The sequence below is a fragment of the Salinithrix halophila genome (genome assembly GCF_042650125.1).
GTDB lineage: Bacteria > Bacillota > Bacilli > Thermoactinomycetales > DSM-45169 > Salinithrix > Salinithrix halophila.
The window spans coordinates 21,119-37,745 of the sequence record NZ_JBHSAP010000005.1; the positions used below are offsets into that span (position 1 = coordinate 21,119).

Annotated in this window: 21 protein-coding genes; 10 read left to right on the top strand and 11 right to left on the bottom strand. The window is 52.1% G+C overall.

Going from position 1 to position 16,627, the window contains the following annotated elements; all coding sequences use genetic code 11:
• Positions 1-31 precede the first annotated feature (31 nt).
• From ACFOUO_RS02050 to ACFOUO_RS02060, 3 genes are all read right to left on the bottom strand, one after another.
• Positions 32-757 (bottom strand): heptaprenylglyceryl phosphate synthase, encoded by a 726-nt coding sequence (locus ACFOUO_RS02050; protein ID WP_380701662.1) that lies wholly within the window; start codon positions 755-757, stop codon positions 32-34.
• Between the two features lie 183 nt (positions 758-940).
• Positions 941-1,246 carry a YerC/YecD family TrpR-related protein gene (locus tag ACFOUO_RS02055; RefSeq protein ID WP_380701664.1) on the bottom strand — a complete coding sequence of 102 codons (306 nt, stop codon included), beginning with the start codon at positions 1,244-1,246 and terminating at the stop codon, positions 941-943.
• Positions 1,247-1,335: 89 nt separating this feature from the next.
• The gene (locus tag ACFOUO_RS02060; RefSeq protein ID WP_380701666.1) at positions 1,336-2,334 is read right to left on the bottom strand and encodes a DUF3048 domain-containing protein; all 999 of its coding nucleotides are present in this window, start codon (positions 2,332-2,334) and stop codon (positions 1,336-1,338) included.
• A gap of 199 nt (positions 2,335-2,533) precedes the next feature.
• On the opposite strand from ACFOUO_RS02060, the gene ACFOUO_RS02065 reads away from it, so the two are divergent.
• From ACFOUO_RS02065 to ACFOUO_RS02105, 9 genes are all read left to right on the top strand, one after another.
• Positions 2,534-2,803, top strand: coding sequence for a hypothetical protein (locus ACFOUO_RS02065; protein WP_380701668.1), 270 nt, complete (start codon positions 2,534-2,536; stop codon positions 2,801-2,803).
• 121 nt (positions 2,804-2,924) lie between these two features.
• Complete coding sequence (locus ACFOUO_RS02070; protein ID WP_380701670.1) at positions 2,925-3,476, top strand: RNA polymerase sigma factor; 552 nt, start codon at positions 2,925-2,927, stop codon at positions 3,474-3,476.
• Complete coding sequence (locus ACFOUO_RS02075; protein WP_380701672.1) at positions 3,473-3,928, top strand: anti-sigma factor family protein; 456 nt, start codon at positions 3,473-3,475, stop codon at positions 3,926-3,928. Before ACFOUO_RS02070 ends, ACFOUO_RS02075 begins: the two co-directional genes overlap by 4 nt.
• 26 nt (positions 3,929-3,954) lie before the next feature.
• A complete protein-coding gene (locus tag ACFOUO_RS02080; protein WP_380701674.1) occupies positions 3,955-4,416 on the top strand; it encodes a hypothetical protein in 462 nt (153 codons plus the stop codon).
• Complete coding sequence (locus tag ACFOUO_RS02085; RefSeq protein WP_380701676.1) at positions 4,413-5,459, top strand: DUF4097 family beta strand repeat-containing protein; 1,047 nt, start codon at positions 4,413-4,415, stop codon at positions 5,457-5,459. The genes ACFOUO_RS02080 and ACFOUO_RS02085 overlap by 4 nt, the downstream gene beginning before the upstream one ends.
• Before the next feature lie 139 nt (positions 5,460-5,598).
• The gene (locus ACFOUO_RS02090; protein WP_380701678.1) at positions 5,599-5,868 is read left to right on the top strand and encodes a YgaP family membrane protein; all 270 of its coding nucleotides are present in this window, start codon (positions 5,599-5,601) and stop codon (positions 5,866-5,868) included.
• Between the two features lie 29 nt (positions 5,869-5,897).
• Positions 5,898-6,026: an EYxxD motif small membrane protein gene (locus ACFOUO_RS02095; RefSeq protein ID WP_380701680.1), complete on the top strand. Its 129-nt coding sequence runs from the start codon at positions 5,898-5,900 to the stop codon at positions 6,024-6,026.
• Between the two features lie 93 nt (positions 6,027-6,119).
• Positions 6,120-6,752: a CBS domain-containing protein gene (locus ACFOUO_RS02100; protein ID WP_380701682.1), complete on the top strand. Its 633-nt coding sequence runs from the start codon at positions 6,120-6,122 to the stop codon at positions 6,750-6,752.
• A 258-nt stretch (positions 6,753-7,010) separates the two neighbouring features.
• Positions 7,011-7,223: a hypothetical protein gene (locus tag ACFOUO_RS02105; protein WP_380701684.1), complete on the top strand. Its 213-nt coding sequence runs from the start codon at positions 7,011-7,013 to the stop codon at positions 7,221-7,223.
• 68 nt (positions 7,224-7,291) lie between these two features.
• Here ACFOUO_RS02105 and ACFOUO_RS02110 read toward each other — a convergent pair whose 3' ends face one another.
• The 7 genes from ACFOUO_RS02110 to ACFOUO_RS02140 all read right to left on the bottom strand — a co-directional run bounded on the left by ACFOUO_RS02110 (position 7,292) and on the right by ACFOUO_RS02140 (position 13,576).
• Positions 7,292-8,371, bottom strand: coding sequence for a CDP-alcohol phosphatidyltransferase family protein (locus tag ACFOUO_RS02110; protein WP_380701686.1), 1,080 nt, complete (start codon positions 8,369-8,371; stop codon positions 7,292-7,294).
• A gap of 7 nt (positions 8,372-8,378) precedes the next feature.
• Positions 8,379-9,125, bottom strand: coding sequence for an ABC transporter ATP-binding protein (locus ACFOUO_RS02115; protein WP_380701727.1), 747 nt, complete (start codon positions 9,123-9,125; stop codon positions 8,379-8,381).
• 2 nt (positions 9,126-9,127) lie between these two features.
• Entirely contained in the window at positions 9,128-9,931 is an 804-nt protein-coding gene (locus ACFOUO_RS02120) for an ABC transporter permease (RefSeq protein WP_380701688.1), read from the bottom strand.
• A 14-nt stretch (positions 9,932-9,945) separates the two neighbouring features.
• Positions 9,946-11,040, bottom strand: a complete 1,095-nt coding sequence (locus ACFOUO_RS02125) for an iron-containing alcohol dehydrogenase family protein (protein ID WP_380701690.1) — start codon at positions 11,038-11,040, stop codon at positions 9,946-9,948.
• A 22-nt stretch (positions 11,041-11,062) separates the two neighbouring features.
• Positions 11,063-11,776 carry a phosphocholine cytidylyltransferase family protein gene (locus tag ACFOUO_RS02130; RefSeq protein WP_380701692.1) on the bottom strand — a complete coding sequence of 238 codons (714 nt, stop codon included), beginning with the start codon at positions 11,774-11,776 and terminating at the stop codon, positions 11,063-11,065.
• A gap of 62 nt (positions 11,777-11,838) precedes the next feature.
• A complete protein-coding gene (locus ACFOUO_RS02135; RefSeq protein WP_380701694.1) occupies positions 11,839-12,591 on the bottom strand; it encodes a CDP-alcohol phosphatidyltransferase family protein in 753 nt (250 codons plus the stop codon).
• Positions 12,548-13,576, bottom strand: coding sequence for a glycosyltransferase family 2 protein (locus ACFOUO_RS02140; protein ID WP_380701696.1), 1,029 nt, complete (start codon positions 13,574-13,576; stop codon positions 12,548-12,550). Before ACFOUO_RS02140 ends, ACFOUO_RS02135 begins: the two co-directional genes overlap by 44 nt.
• 573 nt (positions 13,577-14,149) lie before the next feature.
• Here ACFOUO_RS02140 and cax point away from each other — a divergent pair.
• Positions 14,150-15,229 carry a calcium/proton exchanger gene (gene cax / locus ACFOUO_RS02145; protein ID WP_380701697.1) on the top strand — a complete coding sequence of 360 codons (1,080 nt, stop codon included), beginning with the start codon at positions 14,150-14,152 and terminating at the stop codon, positions 15,227-15,229.
• A gap of 70 nt (positions 15,230-15,299) precedes the next feature.
• Here the strand turns inward: cax and purD are convergent, their stop codons facing one another.
• Entirely contained in the window at positions 15,300-16,574 is a 1,275-nt protein-coding gene (gene purD, locus ACFOUO_RS02150) for a phosphoribosylamine--glycine ligase (RefSeq protein ID WP_380701699.1), read from the bottom strand.
• Positions 16,575-16,627: the final 53 nt, after the last annotated feature.

The window sequence follows — 16,627 nt, forward strand, 5'->3', positions numbered from 1 at the left end:
TTCCGTTCGTTAAATTCATTGTCTAGCACACTCAAGTCCGGTCTTCTTCTATGCTTAAACCGTCCGCTTCCCGGACGCCTCGCACGGTGGCCAAAGCAGCTTCTACATTTTGATAGACCAGGTTACCGACCACAACCGTGTCGGCAAGGCGGGCCATACTCTGGGCTTCCTCCCTTCGGGAGATGCCGCCTCCATAGAAGAGACGCAGTCCGTCTCGAGCCGTCCCGGCCGCTTCCACCATATCCAAGTTCCCCAGCTTACCGCTATACTCCAGATAAAGAGCGGGGAGACCGTAGAGATGCTCTGCCATATGAGCATAGGCGGCCACATCCCTAGGGTTGAGGGCCGTTCGGCTCTTTGTCAAGCGTCCCACCCGAGAATCGGGGTTGAGAACCACATAACCCAAGGCGGCGGTATCTTCCCATGGGATCCAGTCTCCATATGCTTTCACCGCCTGATGCTGGGCGTCAACGATCCAACGGGTCTCCCCCGCATTAAGAACGACTGGCAGCAAATATCCATCCAGGCCGGGTACCACCGCTTCCTGCACGGAAACCTCCTGTACACACTCCACCGAAAAATCCAGGATACGGTCGATCAGTTCCCGGGTCTTCCGATAGGTGACCCCATCTGTCCCACCCACGATTACAGCGTCTGTCCCAGAGAGGCAGATCCGTTCCAGAGCCGTCTCTGATAAGATCCGGTTGGGATCCAGTTTGAAGACGTGCCGCCATGTTTTCATCCGTTCCCTGACCATGCTCCCGCCTCCCTTCAGCCCGTTTCCAGTACCAGCCCCATTATATCGTACCGGAAAGAGGGGAGAAAGCGATAGGATGGAGGAACAAGGGACGGGAAACATGCCAAAAAGACGGCCAAGGGGATCCAATCCTGCCGTCTTTATTCGTAAAAAGCCGCCGATCTCTCGGCGGTTCGAGAAGAATCATTTTTCCTGTTTTGTCTCCTCTAAGCGGTCAAGGGCCAAGGCATAACCATCGGTTCCGTATTGAAAACAGCGCTTTACGCGGGAGATGGTGGCGGTGCTGGCACCGGTGTCAGCCTCGATCTGATTGTATGTGCAGCCCGCCCGGAGCATCCGAGCCACTTCCAGACGCTGGGCCAGGGACTTAATCTCTCCAACGGTGCACAGATCATCGAAGAATTGGTAACACTCTTCAATGTTTTTCAGCGTCAGAACGGCGGCGAAAAGGTTGTCCACTTCTTTTTGTCTCAACTTGTCCAGCTGCATCGTATCCCCCCTTTATCCTTTCCCTTTACAAATGATTGCTTTCACCCTTTAACGTACAAGATTCGACACGTTCCGTCCAGTTCCTTTTTCTACTGCCAGGTAAGCTTCCCCTCTTCAGGAAGGACATTGACCCAGGTTTTCCCTGGCAGAAGCGGAGCGGGTTTACCATCGACGAGGAACTCGATCCAGCCCTTCTCCCGCTTCCAACGGATGGGGGCCCCTTTCCCTCTCTGAAACAGCATTCCCTTGCCGCCTGCCTCCCAGTCGACATCTCGATGGCCTGCCCGGTCGGTGATCCGGTGGGGAGCGGTGATCACGACCACATTTTCCATCGCGAGAGGTTGGTCCGTTTGTCGATCCGTCTGCTTCTCTCCTTGTGAATAACGAACATATTTCCCGAGAGACTCATCATAGCGGTAACCTGCTTTATAAAGACGGTGATAGGTGATGTTGACCTGGCTCGCCGCCTTCCCATTGCTGCTCGCCCCTTTCCCGTCAAACACATAAGGGCTGGTGATCGCTTTCGACCGCTCGTATCCTCTGGCTTTCACCCCTTCCCAGAGGGCACCCAGGTCGGTGTACAGGTTATGGGGAGGGCGACGGAAGTTTTCTCGCCGGAACCAACGGTCCGCTTCGTGAATGCCGTCCAAGCTGGGGGCCTTGTTGGTCCGGATCTCCTTCATCGCCTCTTTGGAACCCCCGGCATGAGCTACCACCGCTCGGCTCCCCTCAGCCAGATCCAGGTAATAAGGGCGCACACTCCGCACGGGCCCCACTGTACCGCTTCTTTCACTGTGGTAGAAGGCAGAAAAACGGGTGATCTCCCCTTCCGCTAGTACCTCGTACACCATGTCCGCCTTGTCCAGCCCCGTTTGGGGACGTGCCGCAGGATGATTATTCACCATGACCATTAGAACGGGCCTAGCCGGATGATCCAAGGCTTTACCCGTCAAGGGTTCCATCGCTGGCAACTTCCCTGATGTTTTCTCCTCCTTCATCCACTCACTTACGGGATTCTCCTTCATACAGGCTGTCCCCATCATCCCTACCAACACCATGACTAAGATGGCGCAACGCTTTTTTCTCATCCGACACACCCCTATTTTCCCCGGCTCCCGCCGCCTTTTGCATAGGGATTCGACGAAAGGGCGGCAGCTTCCTCGGATGATATTTGTCACTTCCTCTCGATTCTTGCCAAATGAGAAGCGTGATTCGCCGGGACCCGTTTCTTTCCTTCCCTTTGCTTGTTACAATTTATATGGAAACCCAAAATAGAGGAGGCCCGAGATGTCCATCGTGATCGAGTCCCGGGGTTTGGAGAAAAAAGAACCCCCTTTCTACATTTTTCGGTTTGCCATTCTGCGCGACGGTGAGGAATTCATGGAAAGTCTGGCCCGGTATGTTCACCGGGAAGAAGGGGGCAAGGTTCAATTCATGGAACCGGACATGCGCCGGATCCAACAGTTGCCCAACAGTATCGAACAACTAAACGAGCTGGAACGGGTCATTCTCGAAGATGCCCGCCTCACCTTGGGAGAGGAACCACCATCCCAGTGAAAAACACATTCGCTTTCCAACACTTGCCTCATAGGCAAGTGTTTTTTTTCGTGGAAAAATGAAGGGGATAGAGGGGCCTGCTCCGTCTATATAGAAGGAAGGACCTGATGAGGAGGCAGCCATGAAGGAAGAAGAGTACGGTCTCATCCGTAAAATCCAACAGGGGAAGCGGGAATTGTACCGAGATCTGATCGAACGACACCGATCCCGGGTTTACGCTGTTGCATTGAAGATCACGGGCAACCCCGCCGACGCAGAAGATCTGGCCCAGGATGCGTTTATCCGTGCCTACCAGGCCCTTCCCGGGTTCCGTTTTCAGTCCTCGTTTTCCACCTGGCTGTATCGGATCACCGTTAATCTCGGGTTGGACTGGAAACGGCGACGTCGATGCTCGCCTCTTTCACCTGAAGCAGAAGCGCTCCAGACCCTCCCTGCCGCCTCAGGGTTGCCGGAACCTTCTCTTCTGGACAAGGAAGTTCGAGAAAATGTTCGTACCATGGTCTGGAAGTTGCCGGAGAAGTACCGCCTGGTCCTCACCTATTACTATCTGAATGATTACTCCTACGACAAGATCGCCGATGTACTGGGGATTAAGAAAAAGGCCGTTGAAACCCGTCTGTATCGGGCGAGGAAGATGCTTCAATCCAAGGGGAAGCGAGGGATGGAACCATGAGATGCCCAATTTCAGATGAAACACTCCTCGCCTTTCACCTGGGAGAACTTCTACCCCATATGAGGGACGAGGTTCAAGAACACCTGGAGAACTGTCCGGAGTGTAGCTTGCTCGCCAAAGAGCTGGATCAATGGAAAGTTGCATGGGACGATCCCGAGGTGGCTCCTTCCGATGAATGGGTCGACCGAGTGATGGAGGCGCTCCCTGATCTAGAAGCAGCTCCTCCCCCGTCAAGGCGACGGTTCTTTCGGGCTTATTCATCCCTTAAACGCTCCTCAGCAGCTCATTTCCTGACCGCTCTCGCCGCCACCGTCGTGTTTATCGTCAGCGATGCTTTCCAATGGATCCCCCATGCCTGGTTCCGTCTTTCGGGCACCATGGGCTGGGTCGGCCTAAAAGGGGATGACCTCGTCCCCCTCATTCAGTATCAGATAGGTAAATTCTTTTCCTGATTCCACCTTTCAAAGGAGGTTCGTCCATGAAACAATCCAAAGCAGCCACGTTTATTCTCTCTTTCATCCCCGGCCTGGGCCATTTCCATCTAGGCTTGATGAATCGTGGCCTTCAGTTGATGATCGTTTTTTTCGGTGCCGCCTTTCTCTTTAATCTGATCGATTTCTCTTTCCCTTTTGCCCTGCCGATTATCTGGTTCTTTGGTCTCTTTGATGCTCTGCAGCACTATGACCGGATCCGAGATACCGGTGTAGTCGATGACCAGCCTTTCTTCGCCTGGAGTCTGTCAACGACGCGCTCTTCGGGGGGCAAATGGGTAGGATGGGTTCTAATCATCACCGGGGTCTTTCTGCTCGTCGATCACTTCCTGCCTGAATTCATACGAACGGCCTTGTTTGCCATCCTGTTGATCGGGGTAGGAATCCGAATCATTGCAGGAAAGAGCGTGCTTCCCTCGAGCAGAGAAAGAAAGGATGATGGTTCATGAGAAAATGGCGTGTTGGGTCCTTCTCTGCCGGCCTTCTCCTCGTCCTCTTGGGAAGCATTCTTCTGGCCAACAGTCTATGGCATGTCTCCGTCCTGCAATGGATCGTTAACGGTTGGCCTGTCATCTTGATCCTCCTGGGAGTCGAAGTATTGATTTACCAGACCACCCGCCGAGAGGAGAAACTCCGCTATGACATTGTCAGCATCAGCATCATGATCCTGGTCGTTCTCGTCTCTCTCGTCATGATCCCGGTCCATAGTCTCGGACTGGCAGAGGCGATCCGAGGGGCCCAGACTTCCACCTCCATCAATCAATCGATGAAAATACCTGATCATATCAAGGAAGTAAGTATTGATGTGCCCTACTCCAATGTGGATATCCAGGGAACCGAAGAAAACACCCTCCACGTCGACGGTACACTTCCGCTCGCCAAAAAGAAAGACCTTCGCCAGATTCTAACCCTGGAAGTAAGAGGCGATCGGGCTGTCCTAAAGGTCAATAAACCCAACAATCCTTTCCAACTGTTTGGGGAGCGCACCTCCGACCTCACCGTTGAAGTCCCACGATCCCTCGCCCTCTCCCTGAAAGCGGACGTCGGTGACGTCACCCTCTCAGACTTGGACCGTTCTACCGATGTTCGCCTTTCCAGTGGAAATCTTACGGCCCGAAATCTTAAGGAAAAGCTTACTGTGGACCAAGATTACGGAAATGTCAACCTGAAAAAAATCAGAGGAGAAGCAAACGTGGATACCACAAGTGGGGACATCCATATAACAGACAGTACCGGCCCCCTTGCATTGCAAACAGAAAACGGGGACATCGAGATCGCTTCCGATCAAGTAAAAGGAAACTGGAAGGCCTTCTCCTCTCAGGGTGATGTGAAGCTATCCCTGCCAAGATCCGCGGATGCCACTATTGAAGGGAAAACCTCCTACGGCGACCTAGACGGCGATTGGAAAAAGGGGAAAATCGTGCTGGGCTCCGGGGAAAAAACCATCCGCCTGAAGACCTCTACAGGGAATATCCAAGTACAAAAGCGCTAACCCCCAGATGAAATCGATAAAGGGAGAGCGGCTCCTCAACTAGGAGCCGCTCTCCTTTTTTAAGCCCAAGAGGATCTCGCATGAAGATAAGTACACCAGCCCATACTAAGCGCAGGGATTTCGTAAAGGAGGTTGCAGCATGCAAAAAAACGTCGGCACCCTGGATGCCCTGCTGCGGATCACTTTAGGCACCGCTGGGCTCGCCTGGAGCGCATCCAAATTGATGCGCCGACCTGGAAATTCTATTGCTCTGATGATGGCTCTCATATCCGGTATGAAAATTGCCGAGGGAATAACCCGGTTTTGCCCTCTCCTGTTCGCGATCGGTGTCACAACACGGGATACGGATCTGACGAAGATGTCAGATCCCGACCCTGACCCTGATCCTTTATACGGATACCGCCCCTGACCCATTGAGGCGTCTGGAAGGAGCGTACCATGAACGGATTCAAACAGCTGGCCGACGGAATGACGGATGCAGCTTATGTTCTCTTGAGCGGAATCGGCACCCTGGTGGTCCTCGCCCTGGTGATCGATCGGTTTCGAAAGCGCAGGAAGGGAAGCTAACCTGCGTTTTTTATTTGGGCTCTTATTTTCGTTCATATTCCCCGTCCATCCACATATCTATGTTTCATTCCGATAAAGGAGAGGCCGATCCGAATGTTTATCCGCAATTGCTTGACACCCCGGGAGGAACTGGTTACCGTCACACCGGACTGCACCATCACAGAGGTGATCCGGCGTATGAAACTTCACGCTCTGGACTCTGTCCCGGTGGTGGATCAGCATGACCGATTTCTGGGCCTGACCGGATATGGACGAATCTTGAAATCCCTCCTCCGCCAGGAAAATCCATCATCCATCTCCCTCCTTCAACAGGTAGCCGACGCAGTGGAAAAGATGGAGCCCGTTTCTGTAGACGGTGATTTTGAGGAAGTTCTGCCGGTTATCGTCCGGTATCCCTTTGTTCCCATCACCGATGAGGACGGAATCTTCCTCGGAATCGCCAAAATCAGTAATATCGAATCTGCACTCTCTCTCGCCTTCGGTACCGGGCTTCGAGGAACCCGTCTATTAATCGGGGTATTTATGGACCAACCCCGGCTCCTGGAGCGGATATTGGCCTCCCTGAAGTCCTACAACGTCAATATCATCTCCCTCGCCACTTTCGACGCCGGTGATACAGCCGCCCGACGAATCCTGCTTAAGCTCTCCCCTTCATCACACACAAGGGACATTGTGAAAAACCTGAATGAACAAGGATTTCGCGTGCTCAGCGTCAAAGAAGCCTGAAAAAACCCTATTCTAGAGCGGCGAAAGATGGCCCCCCGGTGTAGAGAAACCGGGGGGTATTTTTGCCTCTTGTGCCCTCTTCAAAAAATAGCACTTGAACTCAACAAGAGTTGACGCTTATTTTATAGAGAGGAGCGGCTCTTTTCATTCATCCGGTGGCAAATCGCGAGGGTCGTGGTAAGATAGAGTGTACATAGGAACGTTCGTTCGCTTCGGATAAAACCGACAGGGGGAACGCAGGCAGAGGAGAGTGAAAACATGACCTTGATGGAAGAAGAAAAAGAGACAGTCATCCAGTTTGACGAGACGGGCGGCAATGCCCTCGTCTATACAGCCAGTTGGGATATCGCCCGCAGCCTCAAACGGGCCGGATATGCCCCCGTCAAAAAAATTAAAGGGGCCTGGTGGTTTGAAGTCCCCCTCGGTGCTCTCACCATTCAGGGAACAAAGCAGACGATGAACCTCGGTTAACACCTCTTGACTTAAAAAAGGACAACCTCCCGATTAGTGGAGGTTGTCCTTTTCCCTTTGGCCCACCCTTACTTGGCATGGGCTACCGGGATAGATTGCGCCTCTTCCCCTTCCTCTTCCGGGGGAAGAGTGGCTTCGATGGTTTCCTGAGCCTCTCGAATCCGACTGAATTCCCGCTCATAATCTTTCGTGGAAAGCCAGATCTTGTACAGAATGGCCGCTTCGAAAGCCAGGAGAAGGATCGTGCCGACGATGATCGTCTCTTTAATCAGGCCGAAGATCGGCGCGAGCACAAAGATAAACATCTGGTACTCGATCCCGCTGAACAAATGCATACGAATCCGTTTATTAAGGAAGAAATCCCGCACTCTCAGATAGGTAGAGAATTTGGATTTGAACTCCTGCTGTAAATCGATTTTCTTTTTCTTGCTTAGAATCTCCGGTGTGTCCCCCTCCTCCTGTGAGGGAGTTGCTGGGGCGGGTTCCGCTTTTTGGCCTCGATCTGTTTCCACGCGATCGAGGGACTCCTCTTCCTCCGGTTGAGCGTCCTCTTCTTCTTCCGGCTTCTGCTCAGGTTCCGGACGCTCGATGATGATACCGGCAGCAGCAGCTGTCTTTTTCAGTTTTCGACGCGCTTTACGTAGCTTACCCCGCATTTCTCTGCGCAGTTTGTACAGTTGCAAAGCGTTGATATGGCGAGCACAATAGGCGGCTAAGAAGAGAAAAGCGAGGTAGAGGTACGTAACATCATCATGAATACGGTATTGGCTGTAGGTAAGGGCCGCTCCACACAGGATCACCCGAATATGGTCCAAGCTGATATCGAGAAGCATGCCGAAGGTAGAACCCGTTCCCTTCAAGCGTGCAATTTTTCCGTCCATGCAGTCGATGATGAAGCTGATATGGTAGAGAAGCGCCCCCACCACCAGGGCCGTGTAGTTACCCAGAAAAAAGCAGTAGACCGCCGTCATACCCAAGATAAAAGAAAAGATCGAGAGTTGGTTAGGAGTGATATTGGTATAGTTAGCTGTCGGTACAATCAGGCGGGAGGCCACCGGATCTACAAGCAACACGGTCCACCAGGCGTCTTTTTTCTTATAGGCTTCTTTCACATCAGCCAGAGAGAACCTTTGTCTTTCTTCCTTCATGGGGAACTCACGCTCCTTTCTTTTTTTTCTTCGGTTTCTCCGACTCGTATTTATCGAGAATCTCGTCGATGTCCCCCGTATCGGTGACCTGGCCTTTTTCTAGAAGCAGGGCCCGGTCACAGATTTTGCGCAGGGGTTTCAGGCTGTGAGAAACCACCACCAGCGTTTTTCCATCGGTTCGAAGCTCTTCCATTTTCGCGTAGCACTTTTTCTTAAAATCCTTGTCCCCCACCGCCAACACCTCGTCGATCAGAATAATATCCGCATCGACATGGATAGCGATGGAAAAGCCAAGGCGTGACTTCATTCCCGAAGAGTAAAACTTAACCGGCGTATTGATGAACTCCTCCAGTTCGGAAAACTCGACGATGGAGTCGTACACCTCGTTGATCCGTTCCTTGGAGAGGCCAAAAATAGCACAATTCAACCGGATGTTCTCCGCTCCGGTCAGATCTCGGGAAAGACCCGCCCCGAGTTCGATCAGGGGGGCTACTTTGCCGTTGATCTGTACTTCCCCGGAATCAGGAGCAATAATCCCTGACAAAACCTTGAACAACGTCGATTTCCCCGCTCCATTCTTTCCAATGATGGCGTAGGATTCACCCTTCTTCACTGAGAAGGAAACGTTATTCAGGGCAACGAACTCCTGGTACCTTTTCTCCCGTTTGGCCATGGAGATGAAGAACCCTTTCAGGGTCTTATCATAGGCTTTTCGGAAATGTTTGGTTAGGTTGTTGACGACAATGGCGTCCATTGTCAAATCACTTCCCCTACGCGGCGGTTAAGCCGCTTAAAGATTAGCCATGAGGCTAAGAAAAGGACGACGGTAAGGATAATGACATAGTACAAATACTGAACAGGCGCGGCCTGCTCAGGATAAAAGATCCCATGATACAGGGAGATAATCACCGCCATCGGGTTAAGGAAATAAAAATGGGAAAAATATTCAACCGCCGGGCTATCATTTTGGGTTACAAAAGTAAGTGGATAGATAATGGGACAGAGGTACATCCATGCTCGTAGAAGAAGACTCATGATAAACTCCACATCCCGGTAGTAAACGTTCAACACCGACACAAGAAAGGTACATGCTAGGGTAAACACGGATTGCAGAAGGATAATCCCAGGTAACAGCGCCAATTGATCCCATTGTATGGTCACCTTTGGTGAAAATAGAGCCACCACAAACACCAACAAGAATGCTGGAACAAAGTTGACCAAGTTGGACAAGATCATAGTCACCGGGAAGATCTCTCTCGGAAAGTATACCTTCTTGATCAGAGAGGAGTTGCTGGATAATGCCTTGGTCCCCTTTTTCATCGAGTTGTTAAAGAAGGTCCACGGAATGAGGCCAGCCAACACATACAGGGAATAGTGCGGAACCTCATCCCCGACACGGTTAATAATAACCCCAAAAACCAGATAGTAAATCATCATTAATCCTAAAGGTTCCAACAACGTCCAAAAGAACCCGAAGAGTGAGTTCCGGTAACGAATGCGGACTTCCTTGTGGACCAGGAAATATAGCAATTCCTTGTACTTCAGTATATCTGCAAACATAGGGCCTTTACTCCTTATCCGACGGATGAACCGATGAGGCGGTAGCGGTTCTTGGCACGGTCGGGATACACCTCGTCAAGGATGCGGTCGATTTGCTCATCTGTGAGGTCGTATTCATTGAAGATGGTGTACCGATCCCGCATCGAGGGGGCTTTCACAATCGCCCGGTGCATCTCTTCCCGGGTATAACCGAGGTCCGCATAATGGGTGGGAAGACCCAGTTTCTCATAATAGGGGGCCAGCTTCTCCACTTTCTCCTGTTCTCCCTGCAAATACTGGGCGAAAAGGACACCGATCGCGACCTGTTCTCCGTGGAGAGCTTTAGCCCCGCAGTGGTAGTCCAGGGCGTGACTGATCAAATGCTCCGAGCCGCTGCAGGGCCGACTGGACCCAGCGATGGACATAGCGATCCCACTCATAATCAGTGCCTCCGAAGCCACTTTCATTAACTGGGACTGCTCCAGTTCCGGCTGGTTGAGGATATTCATAAAGGATTCGGCAGCGTTGTTGGCCATCAGGCTGGCAAAGGTGTTCATCTCTTCCTTACCCGCTTTGTGAGCCAACTGCCAATCAAAGAGGGCCGTTTTGTTGGAAAGCAAGTCCCCGATCCCCGCCGACATGAGCCGGGGCGGACAAGAAGCCAGAACATCCAAGTCGATGACAACCGCCTGGGGCATTTTCACCCCGATACTGGTCGATTTGTTCAGCATCTTGACCACCGCTACCGGTGAGCAGATGGCATCAGAAGAGATTGCCGTCGGAAACAGGACGACTGGCACATTGCTCCGGGTACCCACTACCTTGGACATATCCAGTGCCTTGCCGCCGCCAACGCCGAAGATCAGATCCGGAGTATCCTCCAACACCTGCCGTTCCAGCTCGTTAATGGTATCCAGCTTATTATCCCGACAGGTGAGGACTTCGACGCGGGACGCCCGGTCACCGATCACTTCCTGGATTCGATCCGTAACCCCCCGGGTCTTACCGCTACCGCTGATCAGAAGCACACGAGCACCATTCAGCCAGTCGTAGACCTGGGTTTGATGCAAGTCGCGTATAGCACCGTGCTCGATGACCAGTTGTAACGGAATATGCACTTTCTTCGCCATTCCCAATCTCCTCCCCGGTCTGTCAGGACAGAACCGATGCAGCCAGTTTTTTAGCGGTCTCTAGATCGTTGAAATCATCGATTTCCACCCAGGGCAAACCTTTGGTGTCAGTACCCACGATTTTTACGTCGCCGGCACAGGCTTCGTATACATTTTCGTACCAAGCGTTGGTTTCACCGGCATCGATCATCTCACGGGCCACACGGTATAGAATGTCCAGATCCTCTTTAGCCAGCTTGGAGATCCCGATATATTCCCCATCCGCTTCCTCCAGGCCCATTTTTTTGTTGACCTCGGACAGGCGACCGTTCACCAGCTTTACCCGCATCGATTCCTCGGTCAACACTTTTTGTGTATCAACCAAAACCGAGGTGCGGCATCCGTCTTCCAAAATGAGGGGAATCATGCGCTCGTCAAAGAAGTCATCGGAGTTGATCAACAAGATATCTTCCCCGATTTCTTTCGTTAACAGAAACGAGTAAATGTTATTCATCGATTCAAATTCGGGATTGTAAATAAATTGAATGCCGGAGCCTTCAAAATGCTCCTGGATACGCTCCATCTTATATCCACCAAGGATATGAATATCCTCTTCTTTGAAACCGGCTTTCAAAACGCTTTCCACTTGGTATTGAACCAAGGGCTTCTCCCCCACGCGGATCATCGCTTTCGGCTTATCTTCCGTCTCCGGGCGCAGGCGGCTTCCAACCCCCGCCGCCAGAATCACGACTTTCATTGCGGACACTCCCTTGTAACCTTTGTCATATGCGCTTTACACAATTTTAATCCGTATGTCATCTAACTTAACTTGGATGTGGTAAGATACAACCGTAACAAGGTTTTTAAAGCTGTAACGGTCAGAAACCCGATGATAAACGGACCTGTGGCGGGAAACCCTGACAATAGTTCCAGCACGACTGTGATCGGCAGGAGTGCAAAGAATCCGGGCATCCCAGTGAAAAAAGCGATCCATTCCATCTTGGCGGAAGATGTCCGCATATCGCTGACCGGATCATTCTCATCACTCTTCAGATGGATATAGTTATAAGCCAGAGGTACCAAAAGAGCCAATGTGGCAATCAGGGCAGCCAGGTAGAGGACCGTAACCCCGGCCAGCCCCCAGCCGGCCATACGGTACAACCCCAGCGCAAACCCGACCAACATTGGAATACTGATCGCTCGAATCAGCGTGTCCAAGAAAACCCCGAGATTGCTGGTTACCTTGGTCAATCGGGCGAGCTCGCCATCCACACAATCACAGAGATAGCCTAAATTGTAAGTAACGACAGCCGCCAGCAACAACATTGGATCCCCAGTCGCCATCAACCATCCGGTTAGAATAAAGAAGAGGAGGCCGAACCAACTAATCCCGTTGGGTGTGATACGGGTTCGGCTCAGCACTGCCGTGATATAGATGGAGATCCGGCGCAATACATACCAAGACCAAATTTCTTCATACTGACGGGATTTCTGGCAGATCGACCGGTACTCGAGGATTCGCTCGGAATCAACGGGCAACGTTGGTAATTTTTTTGCCGTAGCGTTCTTCATAAACCCGGTCATTCCTCCAGTAATGCTTACTCAGGAAGCTGGCTGCGGACCCGGTGCCGCGGCTAAAATGAAGCAGGAAAAAGGAAAGCATACAGGGAATAAAATAACGAAGTCCCTTCTCTTTTACAATTCCCCAAGATGAACCGATCAAAAGGGTAAGATACGCACCGATGAGTCCGAGAAACACATTGAGAACAACGGGGCTAAGGAAGGAGACGACACCCAAGACCAGACTGCTCATGACGACGGCAAAGGGAATGAGATGCCGCCAGCGCAGAACCCCAGCGCCTCGTTTGCTGGCTACCATCGTCCATTTCCCGTCTCCGAAAGATTTCTTCAGGAAAGCGGACAGGGTGTTGCGGACATAATACGTGGAACGGATTTTGGTGGAGAGGAAAAAGGAACCGCCGTTTTTACGGACTCGGGCATGCATTTCCAGGTCTTCGTTCCGTTTCAGCTTTTCATCGAAATAGCCGACTTCATTGAAAACCTCCCGCTTGTAAGCCGCGTAAGGAACCGTATCTACATAACCTTCCCAGTCCTTCTTGGCGGTGCGGAACTTCGAGTTGCCGACCCCGAAGGGATGGGAGTAAACATAGGCATTCACCCGGCCCCAGAATCCAGTACCCACCGTCTCGACGATTCCTCCCACACAGGAAGCTTCTGGAACCCTTTGTGCCACCTGGTAGGTGCTCGACAGGAAATTGTCGGGAATCTGGCTGTGCCCGTCAACACGGATCACATATTGGCCTCGAGAATGTTGGATACCGATGTTCCACCCCGTGGCCAATGTCCTCCGCGGGTTGGATAGGTAGCGGATTCGGCCAGGATATCGATTCAGATATTCCTCGATGATCTCCGGCGTCCGGTCAGTGGACTCCCCGTCAACAACGATGATTTCATACTGCTCATGAGGGAAATCCTGATTAAGGATTGAGTTGAGTAAGTTCTCTATATAAGCTTCTTCATTGCGTACAACCAACAAAAAAGAAAAGATCAATGGCTGTTTGATAGGCGATCACTCTCTCTGGCCCGAGACATTCCACGGGCAAATGATCATAAAGACATCATACCATGGGGCGGGCGTTTCGACAATTCTTCTCCTTTCTTTGTTAAACTTTGTCCATACCCGGCCAACACTCGAAACCTTCTGATAAGCCCTGCCTCGTCTATCATACCATGTTGGCGGAAGACTGACATCGGTTTCTTCTCGATGCCAATTTGAACAAAACTTTACCAAAAGACACGTTGACACTCCATCAAAGGGATGGGGCACCTATCCGTTTGATGTATCGATACCCGTTTATCTGGGAGATTAACCCGCTGGGCTTTTTTGTTTTCTCCCTATTACTTGAAGGGGAATTGGGTTCTTATATTCCATTTAAAACCGAATCAGGAATGAGATAGGAATGGAAAAAGAATGGACAAGCTCCCTCGGAAAATCCCTCTTCGGACGGAAACCTACTCCTTTCGTATGATTTTATGCCTCTACTCCAATGATATAAGGAATCGAGGAAATCTGCTGTAACGCTGCCATCGCCAAGGAGGATGACTCTGCATGAAAAACCGTTGGTTTACACCCCTACTCGTCATAACTACCTGCGGAAGCGCAGCTGCTCATTTCTTTTTGACCAACGAGCCGATCCGTTTCGCTGTCGCCAGCTTATCCCTTCTCCTATGGGCCGCCCTGCTGGGAAAAGCGACGGAGGCGGTCGCCCATTATGCCGGTGAACGTTTAGGAGGGTTTCTCAACGCTACATTCGGCAACGCTGCCGAATTGATCATCGCTATTTTTCTGGTGAAAAAGGGCCTGTTTGACATGGTGAAGGCCAGCCTCACGGGATCCATCATTGGCAATCTGTTGCTGGTGCTTGGCTTGAGCCTTTTCTTCGGCGGATTGAAATACAAAACCCAGTCCTTCAATACCATGTTGGCAGGCCACAATGCTTCCCTGATGTTGTTAGCTGTTATCGTCCTCTTCGTGCCCGCTGCCTTCCATGGCGGACTCGACCAACAGGAAGTCCGAACCGTAAGCTTGGTCATCTCGGGTTTGCTGATCCTGGGATATTTGCTCTGGCTCGTATTTTCCATGATCACCCATAAAAAGGAATTGGGTGAAGAGCCTGCGGGGACTAAGGAAGCCGATGCCAACTTCATTCCCCCTACCGTCGATGAACCTGCCTGGTCCCGGGGCGTTTCCATCCTGCTTCTGGTGGTTTCGACTTTTTTCATCGCCCTCCAGAGTGAATGGATGGTAGGCAGCATCGAGTCTGTCGCCCATGCGCTGGGCTGGTCCGAACTCTTCGTCGGTGCTTTCCTGATCGCCATTATCGGCAATGCCGCCGAACACAGTGCCGCCATTTTCCTCGCAATGAAAAACCGGATGGGTGCGGCGGTGGAGATTGCCGTCGGAAGCAGCTTACAAATCTCCCTGTTTGTTGCCCCGACCTTGGTTTTTATCAGCCTGCTGTTTGGCCGCCCAATGGACCTTACCTTCACTCCTTATGAGCTGGCAGCCATCGCCGTCTCTGCCTTCATCGCCTCCTCCATTTCCCGAGATGGTTCGACCAACTGGTTCGAAGGGGTGTTGTTACTTATCGTCTACGCTATCCTGGGAACCGTTTTCTACCTGGTGTAATAATCTCGGCCTCGAAACCCAGCCTTGTTAAACAACAAAGCACCCCCTTCTTCATGAGGGGGTGCTTTGTTTACGCATCCGTGGTTTCAGCCTTGGCTCCAATATCTCTGCGGAAGTGGGCGTCCTCAAAGTGGACCCCATCTACCAACCGGTAGGCGGACTTCCGGGCCTCCTGTAAGCTCGTACCGAGGGCGGTCACCCCGAGCACGCGACCACCGGCAGTGACCACGTTCCCTTTCCGCAGCTCTGTGCCCGCATGGAAGACGACACCCTGCTCCGTATCTGCCGGTAACCCGGTAATTACTGCCCCCTTGGCATAAGGGCCGGGATAACCGCCGGAAGCCATTACGATACAGACAGCCGCCTCATCCTTCCAAGTCAATGCGACCTCGTTGAGGCTTCCCCCGGCCGTTGCCCATAAGATAGGGGCTAAGTCATCTGCCAAGCGCGGCAGGACTACCTGCGTTTCCGGATCACCAAAACGAGCGTTAAATTCAATGACTTTCGGCCCCTCTTCGGTCACCATGAGACCCGCATAAAGAACCCCTCGGTAACGGACACCTTCCACCGCCATCCCCTTAGCCATCGGTTGCAGGATTTCTACTACCGCCCGTTCCACGATGGAGTCGGAAATTTGCGGTACGGGAGAATAAGCTCCCATGCCGCCGGTGTTGGGGCCTTTATCTCCGTCAAATACCGGCTTGTGATCCTGGGCAACCACCATCGGACGGACGGTCTCTCCGTCGACAAAAGCCATCAGAGAGATTTCCTGACCGGCAAGAAATTCCTCAACCACAATCTCCGCCCCGGCTTCTCCAAAGGCACGATCTTCCATGATTCGTTTGACTGCTTCTTCCGCCTCTTCTAAGGTGCGGGCGACCGTTACGCCCTTGCCCGCGGCCAAGCCGTCAGCCTTGATCACAATGGGCGCCCCTTGTTCCCGGACATAAGCCAACGCCTCTCCCGCTTCGCTGAATGCCCGAAAAGCTCCAGTGGGTATCCCGTATTTTATCATCAGTTCTTTGGCATAACGTTTACTTCCCTCTACCCGGGCCGCTTCCCGGTTGGGTCCGAAGATCGTCAACCCTTCCGCTTCGAAAGCATCGACCACGCCCGCGAGGAGTGCCGCTTCCGGCCCCACAACGGTCAGGTCAATCTGTTTCTCCTTCGCGAAGCGGGCCAGCCCTTCTGCATCGTCAACAGCAAGCTCGGGCACACATTCTGCCACCGAAGCGATGCCACCGTTCCCCGGGGCACAGTAAATTTTCTTTACCCGTGGGCTCTGTTTCAGTTTCCAGGCAAGGGCGTGTTCCCTGCCCCCACCACCAATAATCAATATTTGCATCGTCCGCCCTCCAAGTCCGTTATTCCCATTTCTTCAACCGGCTGTACTTGTAC